The organism is Gemmatimonadota bacterium, from assembly GCA_016704275.1.
GTDB lineage: Bacteria > Gemmatimonadota > Gemmatimonadetes > Gemmatimonadales > GWC2-71-9 > Palsa-1233.
In genome coordinates this window covers 26,431-48,981 of sequence record JADJAK010000005.1, presented here as the reverse complement: position 1 = coordinate 48,981, position 22,551 = coordinate 26,431, and the positions used below count along the sequence as shown (strand labels likewise).

18 protein-coding genes are annotated in these 22,551 nt (G+C 68.4%); 4 read left to right on the top strand and 14 right to left on the bottom strand.

Annotation, left to right across the window (positions count from 1 at the left end; all coding sequences use genetic code 11):
• Window position 1: 1 nt before the first annotated feature.
• Window positions 2-217 carry a 50S ribosomal protein L31 gene (gene rpmE, locus IPG05_10940; protein ID MBK6495595.1) on the bottom strand — a complete coding sequence of 72 codons (216 nt, stop codon included), beginning with the start codon at window positions 215-217 and terminating at the stop codon, window positions 2-4.
• Window positions 218-366: 149 nt separating this feature from the next.
• Here rpmE and IPG05_10935 point away from each other — a divergent pair, with 149 nt between their 5' ends.
• Window positions 367-1,017, top strand: coding sequence for a hypothetical protein (locus IPG05_10935; protein MBK6495594.1), 651 nt, complete (start codon window positions 367-369; stop codon window positions 1,015-1,017).
• Here the strand turns inward: IPG05_10935 and IPG05_10930 are convergent.
• From IPG05_10930 to IPG05_10890, 9 genes are all read right to left on the bottom strand, one after another.
• Window positions 998-2,212, bottom strand: a complete 1,215-nt coding sequence (locus IPG05_10930; protein MBK6495593.1) for a DUF4105 domain-containing protein — start codon at window positions 2,210-2,212, stop codon at window positions 998-1,000. The two genes, IPG05_10935 and IPG05_10930, sit on opposite strands and share 20 nt — an antisense overlap.
• Window positions 2,209-3,216: a Gfo/Idh/MocA family oxidoreductase gene (locus tag IPG05_10925; GenBank protein MBK6495592.1), complete on the bottom strand. Its 1,008-nt coding sequence runs from the start codon at window positions 3,214-3,216 to the stop codon at window positions 2,209-2,211. Before IPG05_10925 ends, IPG05_10930 begins: the two co-directional genes overlap by 4 nt.
• A gap of 19 nt (window positions 3,217-3,235) precedes the next feature.
• Window positions 3,236-4,474, bottom strand: a complete 1,239-nt coding sequence (locus tag IPG05_10920; GenBank protein ID MBK6495591.1) for a SpoIID/LytB domain-containing protein — start codon at window positions 4,472-4,474, stop codon at window positions 3,236-3,238.
• A gap of 5 nt (window positions 4,475-4,479) precedes the next feature.
• Entirely contained in the window at window positions 4,480-4,983 is a 504-nt protein-coding gene (locus tag IPG05_10915; GenBank protein ID MBK6495590.1) for a YajQ family cyclic di-GMP-binding protein, read from the bottom strand.
• 78 nt (window positions 4,984-5,061) lie between these two features.
• Complete coding sequence (locus IPG05_10910; protein MBK6495589.1) at window positions 5,062-5,931, bottom strand: sigma-70 family RNA polymerase sigma factor; 870 nt, start codon at window positions 5,929-5,931, stop codon at window positions 5,062-5,064.
• A 150-nt stretch (window positions 5,932-6,081) separates the two neighbouring features.
• Entirely contained in the window at window positions 6,082-7,569 is a 1,488-nt protein-coding gene (locus IPG05_10905; GenBank protein MBK6495588.1) for an aldehyde dehydrogenase family protein, read from the bottom strand.
• A gap of 11 nt (window positions 7,570-7,580) precedes the next feature.
• Window positions 7,581-8,048 carry a hypothetical protein gene (locus tag IPG05_10900; GenBank protein MBK6495587.1) on the bottom strand — a complete coding sequence of 156 codons (468 nt, stop codon included), beginning with the start codon at window positions 8,046-8,048 and terminating at the stop codon, window positions 7,581-7,583.
• A complete protein-coding gene (locus IPG05_10895; GenBank protein MBK6495586.1) occupies window positions 8,045-9,427 on the bottom strand; it encodes a sigma-54-dependent Fis family transcriptional regulator in 1,383 nt (460 codons plus the stop codon). The genes IPG05_10900 and IPG05_10895 overlap by 4 nt, the downstream gene beginning before the upstream one ends.
• A complete protein-coding gene (locus IPG05_10890; GenBank protein MBK6495585.1) occupies window positions 9,424-10,056 on the bottom strand; it encodes a hypothetical protein in 633 nt (210 codons plus the stop codon). The genes IPG05_10895 and IPG05_10890 overlap by 4 nt, the downstream gene beginning before the upstream one ends.
• A 61-nt stretch (window positions 10,057-10,117) precedes the next feature.
• Here IPG05_10890 and arfB point away from each other — a divergent pair, with 61 nt between their 5' ends.
• A complete protein-coding gene (gene arfB / locus IPG05_10885; GenBank protein MBK6495584.1) occupies window positions 10,118-10,555 on the top strand; it encodes an aminoacyl-tRNA hydrolase in 438 nt (145 codons plus the stop codon).
• A gap of 181 nt (window positions 10,556-10,736) precedes the next feature.
• Here arfB and IPG05_10880 read toward each other — a convergent pair whose 3' ends face one another.
• Window positions 10,737-13,700, bottom strand: coding sequence for a hypothetical protein (locus tag IPG05_10880; protein MBK6495583.1), 2,964 nt, complete (start codon window positions 13,698-13,700; stop codon window positions 10,737-10,739).
• A gap of 418 nt (window positions 13,701-14,118) precedes the next feature.
• Between IPG05_10880 and IPG05_10875 the strand changes: the two genes are divergently transcribed.
• On the top strand, window positions 14,119-17,835 hold the full coding sequence (locus tag IPG05_10875; protein ID MBK6495582.1) for a peptidylprolyl isomerase: 3,717 nt from the start codon (window positions 14,119-14,121) through the stop codon (window positions 17,833-17,835).
• A gap of 135 nt (window positions 17,836-17,970) precedes the next feature.
• Here IPG05_10875 and IPG05_10870 read toward each other — a convergent pair whose 3' ends face one another.
• Window positions 17,971-19,089 carry a hypothetical protein gene (locus IPG05_10870; GenBank protein ID MBK6495581.1) on the bottom strand — a complete coding sequence of 373 codons (1,119 nt, stop codon included), beginning with the start codon at window positions 19,087-19,089 and terminating at the stop codon, window positions 17,971-17,973.
• 186 nt (window positions 19,090-19,275) lie between these two features.
• Between IPG05_10870 and IPG05_10865 the strand changes: the two genes are divergently transcribed.
• Window positions 19,276-19,980, top strand: coding sequence for an energy transducer TonB (locus IPG05_10865; GenBank protein MBK6495580.1), 705 nt, complete (start codon window positions 19,276-19,278; stop codon window positions 19,978-19,980).
• A 24-nt stretch (window positions 19,981-20,004) separates the two neighbouring features.
• On the opposite strand, the gene IPG05_10860 is transcribed toward IPG05_10865, so the two are convergent.
• Window positions 20,005-20,490 (bottom strand): hypothetical protein, encoded by a 486-nt coding sequence (locus IPG05_10860; GenBank protein ID MBK6495579.1) that lies wholly within the window; start codon window positions 20,488-20,490, stop codon window positions 20,005-20,007.
• 1,503 nt (window positions 20,491-21,993) lie between these two features.
• Window positions 21,994-22,536 (bottom strand): hypothetical protein, encoded by a 543-nt coding sequence (locus IPG05_10855; GenBank protein MBK6495578.1) that lies wholly within the window; start codon window positions 22,534-22,536, stop codon window positions 21,994-21,996.
• Window positions 22,537-22,551: the final 15 nt, after the last annotated feature.

Sequence of the window (22,551 nt, the reverse complement as noted above, 5' to 3'; positions counted from 1 at the left end):
CTCAGGACTGCGGCGCGGGTTCCGCGGCGTACTTGCGCCGGAACCGGTCGATCCGACCGGCCGTGTCCACCAGGCGCTGCTTGCCGGTGAAGTACGGGTGGCACTGGCCACAGACTTCGACGCTGATCGCCGCGACCGTGCTGCGGGTCTCGAAGGTGTTGCCGCACTGGCACTTCACCGTGATCGTCTGGTAGAGCGGATGCAGATTCGGCTTCATGGGTCTCGTCCTTCCTGTCAAGAGCCGTAGTCCCCTTGCGGAACCACGATAGCCGGGAAATATACCCACATCGCCGGACCGCGTACAACCCGGGGGGTCCCGCTCGTCTCCTCGGGTGAGGCAGTCTCTTCTCGTTCTGGAGCCATCGCATGAAGGTTCGTCAACTCGTTGCCATGCTTGCAGTTGCGGTCAGTCCCCTGAGCGCACAACAGCCCCGGGTCGCGGTCGCCCCCTTCGAGACCGAGGGTTCGGTCGGAATGCCGCGGGAGGACTTCGACGCCCTCGGCCGGGCGCTCGGAGCGATTTTGACCACCGAAATGGCCGAGCGGCGAGGCGGAGCGGCGAGCGCGATTGCTGCCGCGGCGGCGGGCCGGGGCGGTCGGATTGACCTGGCGGTGGCCCGAGACCGCGCGACCAAGGCGGGCGGGACGCTGCTGGTGATCGGCACGCTGCTCGACCAGTACGGCGACATCAATGTCGAAGCGCGAGTGATCGACGCCGCGACGGGCGCCACCGTGGTCGTCGTGCGCGGGGACCCTGCCCTCGCGACCCGCGAGCAGCTCGGTGAGGCGGTCGCGGAATTGGCGTTGCGGTTGTCGAAGGAGAAGGCGGTCGGTGGCGTCCCCGAGGCACGGTGGCGCCGGACCTTCACCTCGGCTGCCCTGGTGCAATTCGGTCGGGGACTGCGCTTCGAGGAGGCGGGCGACAAGAGCCAGGCGGCGACGGCCTACAAGGCGGCTGTGGCGGCCGCGCCGACCCTGACCGAGGCGAAGGCCGCCCTTACGCGCGTCGGAGGCTGAGGAGCGCGGAGGCGACGGCGGGCGGCGCGACGAGCGCCGCCACCTGCAGGTTCCACTGCCCGCCATAGTTCGGGAAGAACGCCAGCACCGTCCCGATCCCCACCAGCACAATCGTCAACACGGCCGCCCGCGTACCCCACCCCCCGGCCTCGCGCTTCCGCTCCGACCAGACGGTGCCGTACATCAGGAAGGCGAGCGGCGTCAGGAAGAAGAGATTGTGGTTCCAGGCCGCCGCGACGTGGTTGGTGGCGAACCAGAGGAAGAGCAGCACCATCCCGCCGATCCCCGCCAGCGACAACCACACGCTGGCCGCGACGCGTCCCGCGACCCCGGCTGGCCCTTCGGCACGGCCAGTCAGGATCAGGAGCGCCGCTGCCGAGCCGATCAAGAGCAGCCAGCCGCCCCAGGTGGGAGGCGCCGCCTCGACGCGATAGACCCCCATCTCCAGCAACCGCACTTCGCGGGCAACCACCGGCAGCTCACGACCGTCTTCGCCCGGGACGCGGAGCTCGCGCATCCGCTCCTGCAGCTTCGCCGGCAGGAACATCTCGCCCCACTGGTCGAGCGGCGCGTCGGCGGCCGGCCCGAGCGCGAGCAGGATGCCGAGATACATCGGCGGGTCGTTCGTCAATGATCGATGGGTGTGGAAGCGGAAGCTGCCTTCGGCCGGGACGCCGGTGGTCGCCTCTTGCAGTGCGCCATCCAGCACCCGATTGAGCATGTCGCGGACGCGCGTGGAGCAGTTGTCGAGGAAGTAGTCGTAGGTGTAGACGCGGTTCTCGGGCAGCGCATTCGTCGCGAGCAGTTGGGCCAGCTCGATCCGCTTGGCCGCGGGGAGCGCCAACTGCTGCAGCTCCACGTCACGCTTGAAGTAGGTGTAGATCTCGACGGCCCGTGCCATCGTCATCGTCCCAAGCCAGTACTGCGGGCGGCCCATCGCGAAACGGCCGACGAAGCGGGCGACTTCGGCGGTGGAATGGCCGAAGTCGAAGGTGCCGTAGTTGTAGACGATGTCGGTGCCGTCGACCGTGTCTCGGACCCAGATGGCGTTGTGGCCATAGCGCTCGTAGACCGTCTCGCCCGGGCCCATCGTGACGAGGTACACCTCGGGGGCGTGGCTCGGCGACACGGTCTGTGCCGAGACGTGTGGCGCCACCAGCGGCGCCAGGAGCAGCACCGCCGCGCGCCAGCTCACGGCTTCACGTCCCGTCCCGACTCGGCCGAGTCGTAGATCGCGTCCATGACCTTCGCCAGCGTCACCTGCTCGGTGAGCGCGGGCGCCGGCACCTCGCCGCGGACGGCCGAGAGGAAGTGCGCCCACTGCGCGCGAATCGAGAGCGCGAACGGCGTCTCCCGCGAATGGGCCCCCGAGGGCGCCACGTCCTTCGCGACGCCGTGGAAGTCCTTCCAGATCGCCAGCGGATTGATGCGGGCCGAGCCATTGGCCGCGCGCACCGCCATGCCGAAGCGCTCGCCCGGGCCAACGAAGCGCCACGAGGTGTCGATGTGGATCGCGGCGCCGTGCTCGAGTGCCAGCATCGCCGTGCCGCTCGGCTCGACGCCCTTCTCGCGCCGTTCGGGGAGGACCGCCGAGACGCGCGTGACCGTCGGGAAGCCGGCGAGCCAGAGGGAGAGGTCGAGCATCGAGAGGCCGAGGTCGAGCATCGCGCCGCCGCCGGCGAGGTCGCGCTTCTGCCGCCAGCCGAGCGACCCGCGGCCCGCCCGCGCCATGAACCACCAGGCGCGGATCGATTCGAGTTCACCGAGCTCGCCGTTCTGCACGAACGAGCGGATCTGCTGCACGTCGGGGCGGTAGCGATGGTTGGCACCAACCATGACCAGGCGGGAGTGCTTCTGCTGCGCCTTCACCAACTTCTGCGCGCCGGCCGCGGTCAGCGCCAGCGGCCGTTCCACGAAGACGTGCAGCCCGGCGGCCAGCGCCGCACCGATGTGCGATTCGTGGAGGTGATTCGGCGTGCAGATGAGCAGCGCATCGAGGGCGTCGTAGTCGACCAGCTCCTCGATGTCGCCGTATGCGTCGGGCACCTCGAAGCGATCGGCGAGCGCACGCGCCTTGGTGCGGTCGTTGTCGCAGATGCCGACGACCTCGACGCCCTTCATCCGCTTCAGCACCGGGAGGTGGCCGACCTGCGTGATCGCTCCCGCCCCCACGATACCCAGCCGCAGCTTGTCGCTCATCCGTCCGTCCCCGTCTCGGTCAGTAGATCCGGCTCAACAGTGTCCCCGGAAAGTAGCTCGTCAGGATGGTCTGGTAGTCCTGCCCCGCCCTGGCCCGGCCAATGGCCCCGTACTGGCACATCCCCACCCCGTGCCCATACCCCCGTCCCTCGATGGTCACCCGTTCGATCTTGCCGCCGCGCCGACCCAGCTTCACCGTGAAGTCGGTGCTCCGGAGCATCCCGCCCGCCGTTGGCGCGAGGACACGCCGGATGGCCTGCCCGCTGACCGCCGTGCGGCCATTGCGGCCCGTGAGCTCCAGCGTGGCAATCCGCCCCGTGCCGGTCCGATCCAGCACTCGCATCTCGGTCAGGTCATTGGCACGGGCCATCGACAGGCCGTTGGCCCCGAGCGTCCGCCGAAGCACCTCTTTGAGCTGGGCGGCGCTCCAGGACTCGGTCCAACGAAAGCGCGGGGAGATCGCGCACCAGGCGACGCCATTCTGGTCGACGTCGGGCACCGCGCGCAGGTAGGGGCGCGTCGCCCCGGCAAAGGCCGCCGGACCATCCTCGGTCTCCCCGCCGCAGGTCGAGGAGAAGAAGGCGTCGATCGGGGCGCCGTCGTAGGTGAGGATCTCGCCCCGTGTCGCCTCGACGGCCTGTGCTGCGAGCGGTTGCTCGAGCGCGAGTCCCGCGTAGACCTGGTTGTTGACGTCGGCGACGACGTCGAAACCGCGGGCGGCGTTGTTGCGCTGTTGCCGGAGCGCGTAGGTCCGCGACGCGACGGCCTGCGCCTTGAGCGCCTCCATCTCCTCCAGCGTCCTGCTCCCCATCTCGGCGCCGACCACCCCGATCAGGTACTGCTCGAGCCCGACCCGATTGAGAACCCGAACACCCGTGACGCCGGCCTCCAACTCGAGCACGCCGCGATACTCCTTGCCGCCGACGCGCACGGTGGTGGCGCCCTCCGCCGGCTCGATCACCAGCCGGCGGCGCGCCACCTCAGGCGTGGTGCCGCGCAGCACGATGCCCGCGCCACGCCGCGTCAGGGTGGCCTGCTGGTTGGCAGGGACGTCACTGACCAGCCCTTCGTCCGGGTCCACCACGCGCAACGCCGCGCCGCCGCCGATCGTGGCGGTGGCGACATCGACGACGAGGCCGATCCGGATGTCAGGGTCGAGTTGCAACGGCTCCGGTGCCGCCGCCGGTTGATCCGGCGGCATGCAGGAGCCGAGGAAGATCGCGACGGCGACAAGGCGGGCGAGGCGTGTCCGCCGCACCCGCGTCACCCGCGGAAGTTGCCGAACTGGAGTTCCACCGCGAAGTCGGCGCCACGCAGGAAGGCGATCACCGCCTGGAGCTCGTCCTTCGAGGGCGAGGTGACCCGAAGCTCGTCGCCCTGGATGCTCGCCTGCACCTTCTTGAAGCCGGCGTCCTTGATGGCGCGCTGGATCTTCTTCGCTTCCTCGGTCGGGATCCCCTGCGCCAGCGTGAGCACCCGCCGCACCGAACTCCCCGTCGCCGGAATCAGCTCACCGAGATCGAGGTTCTTGACCGGGACGCCACGCTTGATGAGGCGCGAGCGGACGGTGTCCACCAGCGCCTCCATCTTGAATTCGTCGTCGGCCGCCAGGGCGATCGTCGCCTTCTCGCGGTCGAGCTCGATGGTGCAGTGGGTGCCCTTGAAGTCGTATCGCTGGGCGATCTCCTTCACGGCCTGATTCACGGCGTTGTCGACTTCCTGGATCTCGACGCCGGTCGAGATGTCGAATGAGGGGTTGGCAGCCATGGGGGGAGGCTAGAGGATCGGCGGGGAGTTCGCAAGGCGATCGATCATCGATGATCGATCATCGATGATCGATGGTGCTCAACTGAGGAAAGAATCGAGCGCCTGCTGCTCCCCCGCGTGCCGCAACCGGAGCAGCGCCTTCTCCTTGATCTGGCGGACCCGCTCCCGGGTGATCCCCATCATCGCCCCGATTTCCTCGAGCGTCATCGGATCGGGGCCATCGAGGCCGAAGTAGAGCCGGAGGATCTTGGCCTCGCGGTCGCGAAGGCTCTTGAAGACCGTCTCGATCCCCTCGGTGAGCGCGTGCTCCATGGTGGCGGCGTCGGCACTCCGCTCGGCGGCGTCGGGGAGGTAGTCGATCAGCTTGTTGTCCTCGCCCGGGGTCATCGGCGCGTCGAGCGAGATGTGCGCCTGCGAGATCTGCAGCGTCCGCTCCACCTCGGCGATGTCGAGGTCCATCCCCTCCGCGATCTCGCCCGCCGTGGGGTCGCGGCCCAACTCCTGTTGCAGCGCCGACGTCCGGCGGCCGATCCGATGCAGCTCGCCGGCCCGGTTGAGTGGTACCCGCACGATCCGGGACTGCTCGGCCAGCGCCTGGAGGATCGCCTGCCGGATCCACCAGACGGCGTAGGAGATGAACTTGATCCCCTTGCTCTCGTCGAACTTGTGGGCCGCGCGGATGAGGCCGAGGTTCCCCTCGTTGATCAAGTCCGCGAGGGAGACCCCCTGGTTCTGATACTTCTTGGCGACGGAGACGACGAAGCGGAGATTGCTGCGGACGAGGGTGTCGAGCGCTTCCTGATCGCCGCGGCGGATGCGCTGGGCAAGCGCGACCTCGTCCGCCTGAGTGATCAGGGGATACCGACTGATGTCGCGCAGGTACAGGTCCAACGAGCCCTCATCGGACCCGCCGCCCCTGGGCCCGTTGCCAATTCGCAATGGCCGCATGACACGCACCTCGGGCACCGCAGACGTGCAGGGAACTTCGGAGTGGAAATGGGAGTTGGGGGAAGCCTACCCGGACCCCGAACCGGGCGCAAGCGGCAAGGGAATCGATGATCGATCATCGATGATCGATCATCGATTCCCCCGCCCTGCTCATTCGTAGGTATCCATCTGCGCCCGCTGCAACGTCCCCGAAAAGTCGACGTAGCAGACCTTCGTTTCGGAGTAGAACTCGAACACTTCCCAGCCCCCTTCGCGGTGGCCGTTGCCGGTCTGCTTCACGCCGCCGAACGGGAGGTGCGCCTCGGCGCCGATCGTCGGCGCGTTGACGTACGTGATCCCGTTCTGCAGATCCTCGAGGGCGCGGAAGGCGCGGTTGACGTCGCGGGTGTAGATCGACGACGAGAGGCCGTACTTCACCTCGTTGTTCACCTTCACCGCTTCCTCGTACGAGCCGACCTTGATCACGCTCAACACCGGACCGAAGATTTCTTCCATCGCCAGGCGGGACCCTGCCTTGACGTTGGTGAAGACCGTCGGCTTGTAGAAGTAGCCGTTGGCGAGCCGCGGCGAGCGGGGACGGGCGCCACCACAGGCCAGTTCGGCCCCCTGCGCCTTGCCGATCTCGACGTAGCGCTCGACCTTCTCGCGCGCCGCCTCGTGGATGAGCGGCCCGACCTGGCTCTTCGCATGGCGGCCGTCGCCCAGGACCAGCTTCTCCGCGGCCTCGACCAGACGCGCCACGAAGCGGTCATGGACCTTGCGGTGGATGATCAGCCGCGACGTCGCGGTGCAACGCTGCCCCGTGGTGCCGAAGGCGCCCCAGAGGACTCCCTCAAGCGCCAGATCGAGGTCGGCGTCATCCATCACGATCTGGGCATTCTTGCCGCCCATTTCGAGCGAGAGCCGCTTGTGCATCCGGCCGCAGATCTCGCCGATCTTCGAGCCGGTGTCGGTCGACCCCGTGAACGAGATCACCGGGACGTCCGGGTGCTCGACCAGCGCCGCACCGGCCGCGCCACCGCCATGCACCAGCTGGATCACCTGCGGCGGGAGCCCCGCCTCGAGCAGCGCCTCGACCAGCAGGTGCGACGAGTGCGGCACATCCTCGGACGCCTTGAGGATCACGCTGTTTCCGCAGAGGAGCGCGGGGAACATCTTCCAGGTCGGGATCGCCATCGGGAAATTGAATGGCGTGATCAGCCCGGCCACGCCGATCGGGCGGCGGACGCTCATCGCCCACTTCTGGCGCAGCTCCGACGGGACCGTGTGCCCGAAGAGGCGCCGCCCTTCGGTGGCGGCGTAGTACGCGGTGTCGATCCCTTCCTGCACGTCGCCGCCGGTCTCGGCGAGGACCTTGCCCATCTCGCGGGTCATGGCGTCAGCCAGTTCATCCTTGCGGTCCGTCAGGATGTCGCCGAGGCGGCGGAGGACATCGCCACGGAGCGGCGCCGGCGTGCGCGACCACTGCTCGAAGCCGACCTTTGCCGAGGCCACCGCGGCAGCGATGTCGGCCGGACCGGAATCGGGAAAGCGACCGATGACATCGGTGGTGTCAGCCGGGTTGCGATTGGTGATGTAGCGCCCGGTGGTCGGTGCAACCCACTTGCCGGCGATGAAGTTCTTGAAAGTCTTGGCCATAACTCGTCTGGTCAGGAGGGACAGGTCCAGGTGCGCGACTCCGCGGCGTAGCCGGTGCGCGGAAGAATCTCGGCGGCCGCGAAGGCGAGGCCGGCGAGGAACGTCAGGAGGCCGACGGCGTGCGCCAACCCCCGGCGATGGGTCCACGAACTCCGCATCGTCATCAGGCCGCACCCCGCCACGGCGGCCACCCCGATCAGGTAGCCGTAGAGCCAGGTGCCGCACGTCTTGTTGTACGGCCAGTAGTAGAGCGCCACCGCTCCGAGCACACCAAGAATGGCGATCAACCAGACAAAGACCGTGTCGCGCCCACGGGAGGCAGTCGGTGCCGCCGCGCGCGGAGCAGCCGTCGCCGGTGCCGCACTCGCCTGGCGCGCCGGCGGAGAGGCGCCCGGAGCGGCCGGTGGGGCCGGGCGATCCGACGCCATCAACTTGTCGATCTCCGCCATCTCCTTGTCCCAGTCACGCGGTCCGGTCATACGCGCTCCCGCTGCAGGCCGTATTTCTCGATCTTGGTGTAGAGATTGGAGCGCGGCATGCCGAGCGCGCGCGCCGTCTCGGCGACGTTCCAGTAGTGCTCCTGCAATCGAGCTTCGAGGAAGGCACGCTCGGCGGCGTCGCGGAATTCGCCGAAGCTCTTGTCGGCCGCCTCCGCCGCCAGGCGCGTCGGGTCGATCGCCGACTCGACCGGCAGGACCAGGTCGATGTCGTCCTCGGTGACCTCCGCCCCCGTGGCGAGAATCAGCAATCGCTCGACCGCGTTGCGCAGCTCCCGGACATTGCCCGGCCACCGCCGACGCTGCAGCCGACGCAGCGCCCCACCGGTGAACGGCTTTGGTGCCATCCCGGGCCCGCCGCCGAGCACCGCCACGAAGTGGGACACCAGCGCGGGGATGTCCTCGGTCCGTTGGCGCAGCGGCGGAACCTGGATCGGCATCACGTTGAGACGGTGATAGAGGTCCTCGCGAAAGCGACCTTCGCGAATCTCGCCGTCGAGGTCGCGATTGGTCGCCGCGATCACGCGGACATCCACCGGAATCGCCTTCGAATCGCCGACGCGAACGATCACCCCTTCCTGCAATGCGCGGAGAATCTTCGCTTGTGCCGAGAGGGCGAGGTCGCCGATCTCGTCGAGGAAGAGCGTGCCACCATTGGCCGCCTCGAACTTGCCGCGCTGCTCGCCGACCGCGCCGGTGAACGCCCCCTTGGTGTGGCCGAACAACTCACTCTCGACCAACTCGCTGGGGATGGCCGCGCAGTTCACCTCGACGAACGGCCCCTTGGCCCGCGCCGACCCATCATGGATGGCGCGAGCCACCAGCTCCTTGCCGCTGCCATTCTCGCCGGTGATCAGCACGCGGGCATTGGTCGGCGCCACGCGCGCGGCCAGCTCGCGGATCCGCCCCAGCCCTTCGCTGGCGCCGACCATCGCGAACCGGGCATCGGTCGCCCGCGCGAGCCCCTCGCGCAGCCGGGCATTCTCGCCCACGAGCTGCCGATGTTCCATCGCGCGCTGCACCGTCACCAACAGCCGGTCCGCATCAAGCGGCTTCTCGAGAAAGTCGAACGCACCCTGCTTGACGGCCTGCACCGCGGTGGCGATCGTGGCGTGGCCCGAGATCATCACCACGCGTGCCTCGGGATCCTGCTGGCGCAACTGCGCGAGGGTGTCGAGCCCGTCGATCCCCTGCATCTTCACATCGAGAATCACGAGATCGGCGGGCCGGGTGCGATAGCTGCTGAGCGCCTCGCCGCCCGACGACGCGGTGGCGACGTCGTAGCCCTCGTAGCCGAGCACCTGCGCGAGAATGTCGCGGATGGAGCGTTCGTCATCGACCACCAGAATCCGACCGTTCATCGTCCCGCCCCATCCCGATAGATCGCCACGCCCGACGGCCGCACCCGGAAGCCGGTCACGCCGCGCGGCATCAGGATCTCGAGTCGACCATCGCTCGGCCGCCCGGTTGCCTTGGCAATGAGCCGCGCCGTCAGGTCACTCGGCACCGGGAGCCCACGCACCAGCACCTGGTCCATCTTCCACTCCGCCACGCCGGCACGGGCCGGGGTCATCGTCCCCGTGGCGATCACTTCCTCGAACGGCTCGGGGGCCACCGGCAGCATCGAGAGGACGCGCGGCGGCAGTTTGGCGGAATTGACGAGCGTGCGCACGCGGATGGTCCGGTCGCCGAGCTCCACGGAGATCGAGTCGAGCAGTTCGCGCGGCAGGAAGGAGGCGCCGACGGCGATCAGCGAGGCCATTTCATCGGCCGAGAGGATGATCGAATCGCTCTGGCTCTTTAGCAGCGAGTCCACCTTGCCGAGCGCCCGCGCTTCGGCCGTCGGCGACGGGTGCCCGGTGCGCCGCGCCTTGTCGAGTGGGTTGACGACGTCGTTGCCCCAGCGCCGGATCTCGTCGCGATAGAGCCATCCCGCCCCGACGAGGAGCAGGACCAGCACGAGGAGAATGATCCGACCGAGGCAGCGCATGGCGGAAACGTAATTCCGGCCCCCCTCTGCCGCCCTCTGGCCGGGGCGATTAGCCTCCGGGATGGCCGACGGCGATCCCCTCCTGATCTCCCCCGCCCTCGCGATCCCCCGCGAGGAGCTGCTCTTCCGCGCCTCGCGGAGTGGCGGGCCTGGCGGGCAGCACGTCAACACCTCCTCGACCCGCATCGAGGTGGTGTGGAACGTCCTGGAATCGCCGACCCTGACCGACCATCAGCGTGCGGCGCTGCTCCGGCGCCTCGCCACCCGCCTCGACTCCACCGGACAGATCCGCGTCGTCTCCCAGGCGGGCCGCTCGCAGCTCCAGAACCGGGAGACCGCCCTCGAGCGCCTCGCCGAGCTGGTCGCTGCCGCCCTCATCGAGCCGAAGAAGCGCAAGGCCACCAAACCCACCAAGGCCTCCAAGGCGCGGCGCGTCGACGACAAGAAGAAGCGCGGAGATCTCAAGCGCGAGCGGCGGCGGAAGGGGGATGATGGATGATGGATGATGGCCCGAGATTGTCATCCTGAGCGTAGCAGCCTGCAGGGCTGCGCAGTCGAAGGACCTCTCTCCGCGCGATGGGAAAGAGGTCCTTCGACTGCGCTGCGCGGGCTCCGCTCAGGATGACACGGACGGTGGAGCATCCATCATCCATCATCCTTTATCCATCATCCTTTCTGACTTACCGCCCCACCCCCAGATCGTTCCAGTGCAACAGGGCGTTGAAGCCGAGCGAGTAGGTGCCCTGCGTCTGCCAGCGCCAGAACGGGCGGATGGCGAACATCACCAAGTGGCCCTTCCCGATCGAGGCGTCGACCAGCTGGGCGCGATTGGCGAGCAGCTCGCCGTTCTGCAGCGTGCCGGAGAGCAGCATCTGATCGGCCTTCGCCGGGAACGCCAGGACGACGCGCGCAGAGGCCGATGAATCGACCGCGATACCGCTCAAGGCCGCAGCACCACCTGCACCGCCGCGTCCCCCCGGGCCACCAGCCCCACCGCCTGCGCCACGCCCACCTGCCCCGCGGCCCTGTGCCGGGGCATCGGCCGCCGCCTCAGCCTTCGGCGGCAGCGCGCCATAGGAGAGCCCGGTCTTCTCGGGGTCCCAGCCCGAGAGCACCAGCGGGAACGCCATCGGTGTGATCGACCCGCCGCGCCCAGGCGATCCGGCCGGCCCATCGACCAACGCGACGGGCGGCAGGTTGCCGACGTTGAGGATCGGGCTCGAGTTGAAATACACCGGCACCTCGCCGTGCTCATAGCCATAGGTCAGCGGCGACTTCCGGTCCGCGAGCACGCCACGCAGGATGGTGCCACGGGCAAAGAGCGCCGTCCCCTGCTCCACCTTCACGCCCGGCAGGAGGCCGGTGGTCACGAAGAGTGGTGCCGTGCTCCCTTCGGTGATCAGCGTGCCGCCCTCACGGACAAATTCGTAGAGCGCCTTCATCCCGTCGGCACCGAGTCCGCCGCGGATGTCGCTGCTCGAATCGGGATAGCCGAGCGACGGGAACTCCTTCGTCGCACGGTACGGCACCGGCTTGCCGTCGGCGGCCACCGCCTGTCCCACGCCGCTGCCGCCGTGCGGATAGACGATCACGTCGTACTTGGCGCGCAGGTTGCCGGCACGGGCCATCGGCTCACCGAAGTAGTCGTACGGCACACCGTAGTGATCAAACGCCGCGCGAACCCACCCTTCGTCCTGCGTGCGCGTCCACGAGTGGATGTAGCCGATGCGCGGGAGGTCCAGGTCGTGCATCGCGACCTTCGGCATCGCCGGCAGCGCCACCGCGGCGAGGCCGAGCGGCTTGAGCACGGCATCGAGCTGGGCGCGGTTGGCGTTCGGGATCAGGAAGGTGCCAGCCTCGAAGTGCTTCCCACCGGCATCGAAGGCGGCATCGGCCGCGCGCATCGGCACCTTCGCCAGCTTGAAGCGGAAGGAGACCAGCGCGTTGTCACGGCTCGCCGCGATCGCCACCACGTTCCCCTTGCCGGTGATGCCACCCGCCGCGCGGACCTCGGCCGTCACTGGTGCCATCGGTCCCGCGAGCAACGCCACGTCGCCGACCGGGAGGATCGTCATGTTGCGCATCAGCGGGAAGGTCCAGCCGGTGTCGTCGTACGGCGACGGATTCGACACCGCGAAGTTCTGGAGCGAGAAGTACATGTCGGCGATTGTGCGGTACGGCTGGTCACCGCGGACGATCCAGTCACCCGCCTGCACCTGCACGTGCCCGGCCTTGAAGGGCGCGGTCGCCACGTTGAACTCCAGCCCCTGCGTGCGGAGGTCATTGACCGCCTCGGCGGCATTCGCCGCGGCGTGCTGCCCCGCCGGGATCACCCAGCCACTGATCGGCCCCGTCTTGCCGCGCTCCACCGCGCGCTTGTTCTTGAGCCAGTAGTTCTCGAGGAAGAGCCGGCGGTCCTTCGCCATCCGCGACAGCGAGAAGAGCACGCCCGACTGCTGGATGTTCACGTTGGCGCGCGGCCCCCAGTTGATGGTCGGCAGCGGCGGATTGGGCCGGAACCACTCGCGCGACGTCGTGGTGTTGCCGGTGCGCTGGACATAATTGTCCGGGCCGTAGCTCTGCACCTCGTAGAAGCGGCCAATCGCGTTGTGCGTGTGCGCGATGAAGAACATGTAGTTCGGGGTCCAGCCGTCGTAGAAGCCGTAGGTCCACACCCCCGGCACCCCGCGCTTGGTCATCTCCATGACGTCGTTCTTGGCGAGCACCCACCACTCGTCGACGGTGATCGGGTCAACGGCCTCGTTGTACGGCCCGCTCCCGGTCGAGGAGTACAGATAGGTCTGCGCCTCATGCAGATCGTGGAGGACGGTCGGCGTCCACTCGAGGAAGGTCCGAGTGGTGTGCTTCGTCAGCTCGAGGTACTGCCCCATCCCGTCGCGGTTGTTGTCGTGCTGGACGTACTTGCCCCAGTACATGAGTGGCAGGTTGCCGTCGGCGCCGTACTTCTTGTTGTAGTAGTAGGTGTCGACCATCTTCTCGCGCCCGTCGACCTCGATCACCGGCGTGATGAAGGTGATGACGTTGTTGCGGATCTCGCGGATGAACGGCGTGTCCTCGACGACCATCCGGTAGGCCAGCTCCATCAGCATCTCCGGGCCGCCGCGCTCCGGCGAGTGCATCCCCGACGTGATCCAGTAGATCGGCTTGGCAGTGCCGAGGAGTTCCTGCGCGCGCGCCTCGGTGGTGCGGCGCGGGTCGGTCAACTCCTTGAGCATTCCCTTGTAGCGATCGATCTGCGCAAGCGTCGCGCTGTCGGCGATCGCGAGCACCACCATGTCGCGCCCTTCCTCCGTCTTGCCGATGGTCCAGTACTTGGCGCGCGGCGAGGAGGCCGCGATGGCGGCCAGGTAGCGATGGATGTCCTTGGCGTAGGTCAGTTCCCCCGGCGTCCCCACGATCCGACCCAGGAACTTCAGCGGGGTCGGCACCGTGCTCGAGGCGGGGAGGTGGTCGACCAGTTCGGTCGAGATCCGCGCGTCGGTCAGGTACTCCTTGATCTTGGCGGTGTACTCCACGTCGATCGGCTGGGTCGGACCCTGCGCCGAGAGCGGGGCGGCCAGCATCGCGGCCGCCGCAAAGGGGAGCGTGGCCACGCGGCCAGCCGCAAGGAAGAAGCGCGACATCCTGCCTCCGTCATCTGTTTTCGGGGAATGCCGGGGGGTCCGGCAGCCCGAATGAATACGCTCTGACCCGTCGGGACACCAGATGCAGTGGTGGCGGTGAGGACTGAGGAATGAGGAGAGAAGGGTTTTCACGAGCTGTCATCCTGAGCGAAGCGACGGCGCAGCCGACGCGAAGTCGAAGGACCTCCGCGTGCGGGCTCGACCTGGGGTGACCGTTCTCGCGGTCTCCAAGCGGCTCGCCGCGTCGCCCCCTGTACTGCACGCCGGGGGCGCCGCAATCGGCACGCCGACCAGACATAAGGGCTCGCCGCCGCGGATCCCGCTGCGACGGCACCCCAGCGCCGAGCCCGCATCGGGTTCCCCACTAGCCGCCGCGGCCCCAGATTCAAGGCACCTCCTCCCTACCTCCGGACCCCCAATGCGTGCCCTGCTCTCCCTCGTCGTCGCGCTCCTGCTCGCTCCCGCCGCCCTCGCGGCCCAGTCGGCTCGCCCCGACACCGCCGCGCTGCAGCGGCTGCTGGTCGCCGAGGACCACCGCGGCAAGGGAGCGGATGGCATCGCCCCGCTGCTCGCTGCCATCGAGGGTCGGGACACCCTGCTGCGCCGGGTCGCCGCCCGCGGGCTCGGTCGTTTCCAGCGCCCCGAGTTCGGCAAGCGACTCGCCGCGCTGCTCGGCGACCCGGTCCCGGCCATCCGTCGCGAGGCGGCGACCGGGCTGACCCAGAGCCTCAAGCGGGTGCCCCGCCGGCCGCTGGCCGCCGACACCACCGACATCTCGGTGCGCGGCGCGCGGCTCGCGCTGGACGCCGCACTGGCCAAGGAGCAAGACCCCAGCGTCGTCGATGCACTGGCCGCCGCCATCGGCCGCCTCCCGTACGGCGACTCGAGTGAGGCGCGCGCCGCCGAGGCGGCGATCGTGGCACGCATCAACCGCACGGCGACGCGGCAGATGATGCAGGGGCTCTTCAAGCTGGCGCAGGGGCGGCGCGTGGTGGGGCCGATGGCGATGCCGACGATCTTCGCGATCCGTCGCGCCGCCGTGGCTTCGCCCGACCCGACGGCGCGCCGTCTGGCCTTCAGCACGCTGATCCTGGCGCAGGGGCTCGACTCGGTGATCGTCGCCACGGGTCTCATGGATGCGGACGAGCAGGTCCGGCGTCTCGCGCTCTCCGGGATCACGACGTTGCCGGTGGGGCGCCGCGCCGAAGCCATCAGTGCCGGCGTGAAGGACCGCTCGCCGATCGTTCGCGTTGGGGCCATCGTCGCGGCGCGGCTCGCGGCGCGGCCGACCGACTGCACCCCGATCCTCGGCCTCGTCGACGATCGCAACCTCCTGGTGGCGCTCACCGCCATCGACTCGCTCACGTCGCCGTGCGCCGACCGCGCCGCCGTGGTCCCGGTGCTGCTCCACGCCCTGACCACCCCGATCGCGACCACCACCCCCGACCACCGCTGGCACAAGGCGGCCCACGCGCTGATGACGCTCGCCCGTGTCGACAGCGCCGTGGCGCGCCCCCACCTCGACCGCTTCGTCACCAGCGCCATCTGGGGGGAGCGGCTCGCGGCGACGGTGGCCGCCGCTACGATGCGGGACGGCGTGCTGCTCCGCCGCCTCGCCGGCGACCGCGACCACAACGTGCAGGAGGCGGCGCTCACCGGGCTGTCGCGCCTGATGGGCCATGCCGCCGACTCGATCTATATCGCCGCGCTCGCCTCACCGGGATACCAGGTGGTGCTCGCCGCAGCCACCGCACTCAACGGCTCGAAGGACGCGCGCGTGGTGCCCGCAGCCATCGCCGCGCTCGACCGGATCTCGGCCGAGCAGCGCGAGACCTCGCGCGACCCGCGCATCGCGCTGCTCGCCCGTATCGGCGAGCTCGGCAGCGATGCAAACTCAACCGTCGTGCTCCGCTACGTGGCCGATTTCGACAGCACGGTCGCCGTCGCAGCGGCCAGCATTCTTGCCCGCTGGCCCGGGCGAACCTTTGCTGCAGCGACACAGCCGCTCCCGATCCGCACCGAGCCGCTGGCGAAGTTGCTGCTGCAGGGCGAGGCACGCCTGATCGTGACGATGGCGCCGTCGAGCGGCGGCGGCTCGTTCACGATCCGTCTCTTTGCGGGCGAGGCGCCGGCCACCACGGCACGGCTCCTCCGCCTGGCACGCGAAGGCTTCTACAACGGCCACGTCTTCCAGCGGGTCGAGGCCAACTTCGTGACCCAGGGAGGCGGTGGCGATGCGTCGGAATACGTTGGCGACGGCCCCTTCATGCGCGACGAGGTCGCGCTCCGTTCCCAGTTCCGCGGCACGATCGGCATCTCGGCGCGCGGCCGCGATACCGGCGACGCCCAGCTCTACCTCAACCTCGCCGACAACCCCAACCTCGACCACGAGTACACCACCGCCGGTGAGATCATCAGCGGGCTCGATGTCGCCGAGGGGATCCTCGCGGGCGATGTGATCGCGCGGGTGGAGGTCGATGAGGTTGGTGCCCCGATGCGCGGCCTCGCGCCGCCGGATGACGACGAGGACGAGGACGACCGCGTCCGTGACGCGACGATGGCGATGCCGCAGGGCGCCGACGGTGTCGAGCAGACAGCGTATGGCACTGGCCCGGCAGCGCGGATGATCGCCTCGTTCGATGGGCTCGGCGTCGGCTTCAACGGCCCTTCGGGGACCGCCACGCTGCGCAATCCGTCCGACAATTCGCTCGGCGTCGGCCCTGATCACATCGTGCAGATCGTGAACTCGCGGATGGCGGTCTTCACGAAGGCCGGCGCGAAGCATCCGGAGACCGGGCGCGTCCTCTACGGGCCGGTCGAGACGCGCACCGTGTGGCGCGGCTTCGGCGGACTCTGTGAGCAGCGCAACAGCGGCGACGCGGTGGTCCGCTACGACCAGCTCGCTGACCGGTGGCTGGTGATCTCCCCGATCTTCTCGCGCGGCCCGCGGCGGCCCGATGACGAGGCCCCACCGGCTCCGGGCGTCGCGAAGCGCAGCGTGATCGGCCGTTCGGGGCAGCCCGGGAAGGCGGAGGCACTCTACTCGCCGCCCCCGCCGACACCCGCGCCGGTGGCGACCCCAGGTGCCGCACGCCCGGTGGCACCGCGTGACAGCGGCGCCTACGCGATGTGCTATGCGGTCAGCACCAGCAACGATCCGATGGGCACCTACTATCGCTACGAGTTCGTGCGGCCGCTCTTCCCCGACTATCCGCGCCCGGCAGTCTGGCCCGACGGCTACTACCTGCCAACCTCAACGGGTGACGACGTGATCGAGAAGCACACCTGCGTTGCTGATCGGACGCGGATGCTGCGCGGCGAGCCGGCGACGGAGCAGTGCGTGGTCGTCCCCGGGGTGAACTTCCTCAACAACGTCGACCTCGACGGCACACAACTGCCACCGGCAGGAGCACCAAACCTCGTGCTCGCGGCGGGCGGCACGCAGCTCAAGGGCGTCCTGCAGGATGACGGCATCTACGCCTGGCAGTTCCACGTCGACTGGGACGACCCGAGCAAGACGCGGCTCGACGGCCCGACGAAGATCGCTGTTGCGCCCTATGCCTATCTCTGCGGCGGCCAGCTCACCAACTGCGTGCCGCAGCCGGGCGTCGACCGTCGGCTCGACGCGCAGGGCGACAAGCTGATGGCGCGTGTCGTCTACCGGCGGATCGGCAACGTGGAGTCGGTCGTCGCCACGCACTCTGTCAACACGGCGGCCGGCGCGGGCGGCGTGCGCTGGTATGAATTCCGGCTGGGCAAGGACCGCGCGCCAACGCTCTATCAGCAGGGGACCTACGCGCCCGACGCGACCTACCGCTGGCTGCCGTCGCCCGCGATCGACAAGTTCGGCAACATCGGCATCGGCTACTCGGCCGGCAGCGCCACGCAGTTCCCCGAGCAGCGCTTTGCGGGTCGCCGCCGCTCCGACCCGCTCGGCGTCCTCACCCTCCGCGAGGCCACCATGGTCCGCGGCGAGGGGTCACAGACCAACACCCTCCGTTGGGAGGACTATTCCCAGACCGCCGTCGACCCAGTCGACGACTGCACCATCTGGTATGTCGGCGACTACTACCGGCCAGGTGCGGCGAGCTACTCGAGCAGGATCGGTGCATTCCGAATGCCTGGATGCCGGTAGACAGCGAACAGCGAACGGCGACCAGCGAACGGGGTGACACTCTAGCTTTGTCATCCTGAGCGGAGCGCCGGCGTAGCCGGCGCGGAGTCGAAGGACCTGCGTGACCGCGACTGCGCCGGCCCTCCAACTCTCGCCTCATCGCGGCAACACCGTCCGCCGCACGGTAGGCCCCGCGGAGTCCGGATAATTGCTCACCGTGTACAGCACGTTGTTTGCCCGATCGAGATCCAACCCGCCGATCGAGTGGTCCAGGTGGTGCACGCGCAGCAGCTTCCCCGACCAATCGAAGACATGGATGAAGGTGTTGGCGGGCGGCGGCGCCTTGCGGACCTTCCCGCGTACGTGCCCGCGAAAGCTCGCGTAGATCACGGCGTCGGTCGCTACACAGTCAGGGTACGCATAGCGCGTCCCTGCGGTGCCGCTCTTGAACATCATCAGGATCTTGCCCAACAAGGGCAGATGGGGGCGGAAGCGATAGGGCACGGATGCCTCGACGACCGCTTTGCTGGCGCGTGACCGGATCTCCAACCGCCCCGTGTACGAGAACGGGAGTGCCACGTGCTGCCCATCGGGGCTGCCGCACAAGTTGAACATGTACGCCCCCCACCGCTCGCTCTTCCGAATTCGATCGTCCGCGATGCTGACGGTGCCGATTGTGCCGTGCCGAGTGCCGAGCGAATCGAACAGCAGCAGGGGGGCGTCGCCCTCCGGCGTGTAGCTGCGCACCAGCCATTCATTGGCGGAAAGCCGGATCCCGTTGGGCCGGAATCCAGTGTCCTCGATCCGGAAGGTGCGCCGGAGCCAGTCCGCGCGCTTCTCCACGATGGCCGGGATGTTCACGACCACGGCGTGGCGCTGAAGCTGTGGCGCGAGCCAGAGATCGGTCATCGTGGTCGAGGCTCCCGGCACAAATTGAGGAGCGAGGGTGAACTCGCCCGGGCCGCTCCCCTGCCGCCCCGCCGAGGTGAGCAGTGCCCCGGACGCCCGGTCGAGGATGTGCAGGAACGGGGCGTCGTAGGACTCGCCCGCCACGAGGTAGTCGCCGACCACCGCGATCGACGTCAGCACACCGAACGAGTCCGACGCGCTCAGGACGGTGCTCGGCAGGGTGTCGACCGGCACGCCGAGGCCGCGGTGATCAAGAACGATCTCCGGCGCCTTGCGGTCGTTGACCTTTTCCGGCGATCCGACGGTGGGGTCGATGCTGCAGGCGCAGAGCATGATGCAGCAGGCGAGGGACGTGCGGAGGGGCATGCGCGGCTCCGAAAGGGAGAGGGCAACGTCTCAAGCTACGCGATCGTCATCGCCCTGCAATGATCCCGCCGCCACCCCGTCATCTGGGGGGCGGCGCTTTGTCATCCGCGCCCCACACCAGCGACAACTCCAGGCGCGATGTTCATCTCCGAGGCACTGGGTCCCACCCCTGCACGGAGGTTTCCGATGTTCGGCACCCTGATCGAATCAAAACCGGCCACCGAGCGTTCGCTCGGCCAGACCCTCTTCTCGCTCACCGTCCACGGCGCGCTGCTCGTCGGCGCGGTCCATGCCACGCAGGGTGCGGCCGCCGAGGTGCGCGTGCGGTTGGTCGACAGCACGGCGGTGTACATCCGGCCGGTGGATCCCCCCGAGGTGGTGCATGCGGCGCCCGCAGCGACATCGCCGAGCCCGCTCCCGGCGGAACCGACGTTCGAGACGGTCACGGCACCCATCGACATCCCGATCGGCATTCCGCCAATCGATCTGGGCCAATCGTTCGATCCCTCGCGATTCACGGGGGTTGGCAGGGAGGGTCCGGTGCAGCCGCCCGTGGGCATTGGTGCCGCTGGCGACCCGGGGTCGATCGGCTCGGGCCAATTCTCCTCGCTCGAGGTGGATGTCCCGGTGCGCTACATCGGCGGGGGCGAGCCGGTCTACCCGCCCGCGCTGCGGAAGTCGGGCGTCGCCGGCGAGGTGACGCTGCAGTTCGTGGTGAACGCCGATGGGAAGGTCGAGCCGGCGTCGGTGCGGGTCATCAGCAGCACGCTCTATGGCTTCGAGGCCGCCGCGCGCGAGGCGATCCTGCGCGCGCGCTTCGAGCCCGCGACGATCCGCGGGAAGGCGGTGCGGCAGCTGGTGCAGCAGCGGGTCAGGTTTGAGGTGCGGTAGTCCACACCGGAGGGCGTGCTGCTCCTAGCTCTGCCGCACCCGCCGCACCGAGACGAGCGCGCCCTTGGCGAAGGTGGCGTCGTATTCGACGAAGCCCATCCGCTCACCAAAGGGCCACTTGATGGCGATGGTCAGAACGGCAGAGTCCGCAGACCTCTTAGCCCGCACCGCCATGACGACGGCCGTCCCGTAGGGCAGCGTACACCGCGGCTTGACCGTCCCGACGCAGACCTTCACGTCGTTGAACGCCTTCTCTTCTGCCCCGGCACGGGCCCGCTTCACGAAGTCGGCCGACGTCGAGTCGGTCGCCCCGATGCTCCGGGCCACGCTCTCGAAGGAGGCTCGATCGATCACGACGCGCGTCGCCTGTCCCACCGTCTGCTTGGCCCACACTGCCCCGGCGTCGAGCACGGCGACCGTCGCCGCGCGGAAGTCGACGGTCGTGGTGTCGTGGGGAGCGGGGGAGCGAGCGGGGGCTACCAGTAGAGCGAGGGCGATGAGATGCATCATGGAAACTCCAGGGTGGCATGATCCCAAATCACATGAATCCGTGAGATTGTTTTCTTCCCGGCATCATCGTCGGGCTGTCCCCCCGCGAGTACCCAGGGACGAGACCCGAATCACACGGAGCAGTCGTGCATCTTCTTGAGCGCACACGGGCAGGGGCTCCTTCAACCAGTCATAGTCGCCACTCGGTGCGACACCGAGGACGCGGCAGAGGACCTCCTCGGGATACTGCCGCCGGTGAGCCTTGCGGATTGGCGGGATCGGGCCAACCTCCGGCATGTCGCCGGTCATCTATTGCTTGCTGGCAGGGCGAGTCGGGCCACTCGGGGTAAACTTCACCCTGACGACGGTTTGAGTGTCGTACTCATCTCGCGCCACGCCGATTCCTACTGCACCACGAACCGCGAATTGGTACAGAGTGACGTTCGCTGGCCACGTGTAAGTCCCCAGCAAGCGCCCGCCTGAAGCGTAAACATCCGCCATGTTTGGTTGTCCTTGGGGGACCGCCAATTGGACCCACGCGCGTCCTTCAAGGTCAAATCCGAGAAGCCCCACTGGCGGTTTGTATCGAGGGACCTTCATCCTCAAAGCGGATCGTGAGACGCGAAGCTCGATTGCACGGCTGGCGAGCTTGTTCTCTGCCTCCTTCCGCTCTTCCTCGGAGGCGGGGACACCCGTGACATTCCGGCGAAGTGTGCGCACCTTCGTGCCGGCCGAAGAATACCAAGTTACATCGTATGCGTCTGTGTGCCCGACCAGAAAGTCACCGTTTCGGGAGAAGGCATTGAGTCCATATCCGCTAAACGGCTCAAGAATTTCGATCTCGGCCGTACCCCAGGGGACTCTGTCACCTGGCAGAGATCTCGGACAAGCGACTCCCTGTCCTCCCCACGGAGGAACTGCGCTGAGTCGCCGTCCCTGCTGGGCCCTGCAACGTGTCGCCCTGGCGTCCCGGCTGAGGCGACAGTGGAACCCCTGGGGGATGGCATCCGGATTACCGCACTGTGTCGGGGCGGCGGGCAACCGATGCAGTCCGGGTGCGCCAGTCGGATCCAGCCGTGGTCGACCGTCATGCAGCAGGGCCGAGTCCCCGGCCCCCTGCCCTTGTTCGGAGGAACCCCTTGGTCCGGTATGTTCGGATCGATCCGGTAGAGGCTCGCCGCCCCCTGAGCCGATCAGGACAGTCCGGTCCGGTACCAAACAGGTAGTCCTCCCCCGGTTACCCAGCCCAGGCTGCCCGACCAGCAGGCTCGCCTGCGCTCATTGTGCGACTCCAGCCGGTTTTGACGGCGTTCCGGTTTTCGTCGGGCGCCCGATTGGCGTGTCGGCCGTGCAGCTCCGTGGGCCTCAGGCGACGCTGCCGAGGCCTTCCGACCCCCCTGGCGCCCGGCCCGGGGCCCTGATGGTGTCTCGATGTGGACGCACGGCTCCTCGCTTCGCCGCACCTGGCGCAGCGTTGGCATGTTCCCAGATCGATGCGTCGTTCAGATTGCCAGGTGCCCGGCATCATCGTCGGGCTGTCCCCCCGGTGGTACCCAGCGACGAGACTCGAACCACAAATCCCCCAGGCTCCTCTGCGACACTGTAGAGCGTGTTGTTGTCCTGCGTCACTGCCAATCCGCTGGCCGCATGATCGAGCACGACAACCCGATGGAGGTTTCCGGCAAAGTCGAACACGTGCACTTCAGACCTCGGGGAGGCGTTCTTTGGCTCACCCCGAAGCCGACCGCTGTACAGCGCATAGAAGCGGTCCGCGGTGACGGAGCAGTCGCTGTACGCTCGGCGAGCCATGGGGCGGCTCGCTCCAAACGTGATCAGCTTCGGGTTGATCGTGTCCGGAGAGACGAACGGGAGCCAGCGGAATGGCACGGCCAGACCCTCGACGTGGTCCGACTCCGTGGAGATCCAATCAATTCGCCCAGCGTAGCGATAGACCAAGTAGAGTCCCTTGGCCTCTCCCCGCATGCAGGCGCGATGCGAGTAGGCGCCTGGCACAAATTCCGGCGACAGCCGCAGGTCGCCAACATCGATCGGGACGGACTTGACCACCGCCCCAGTCTGCCC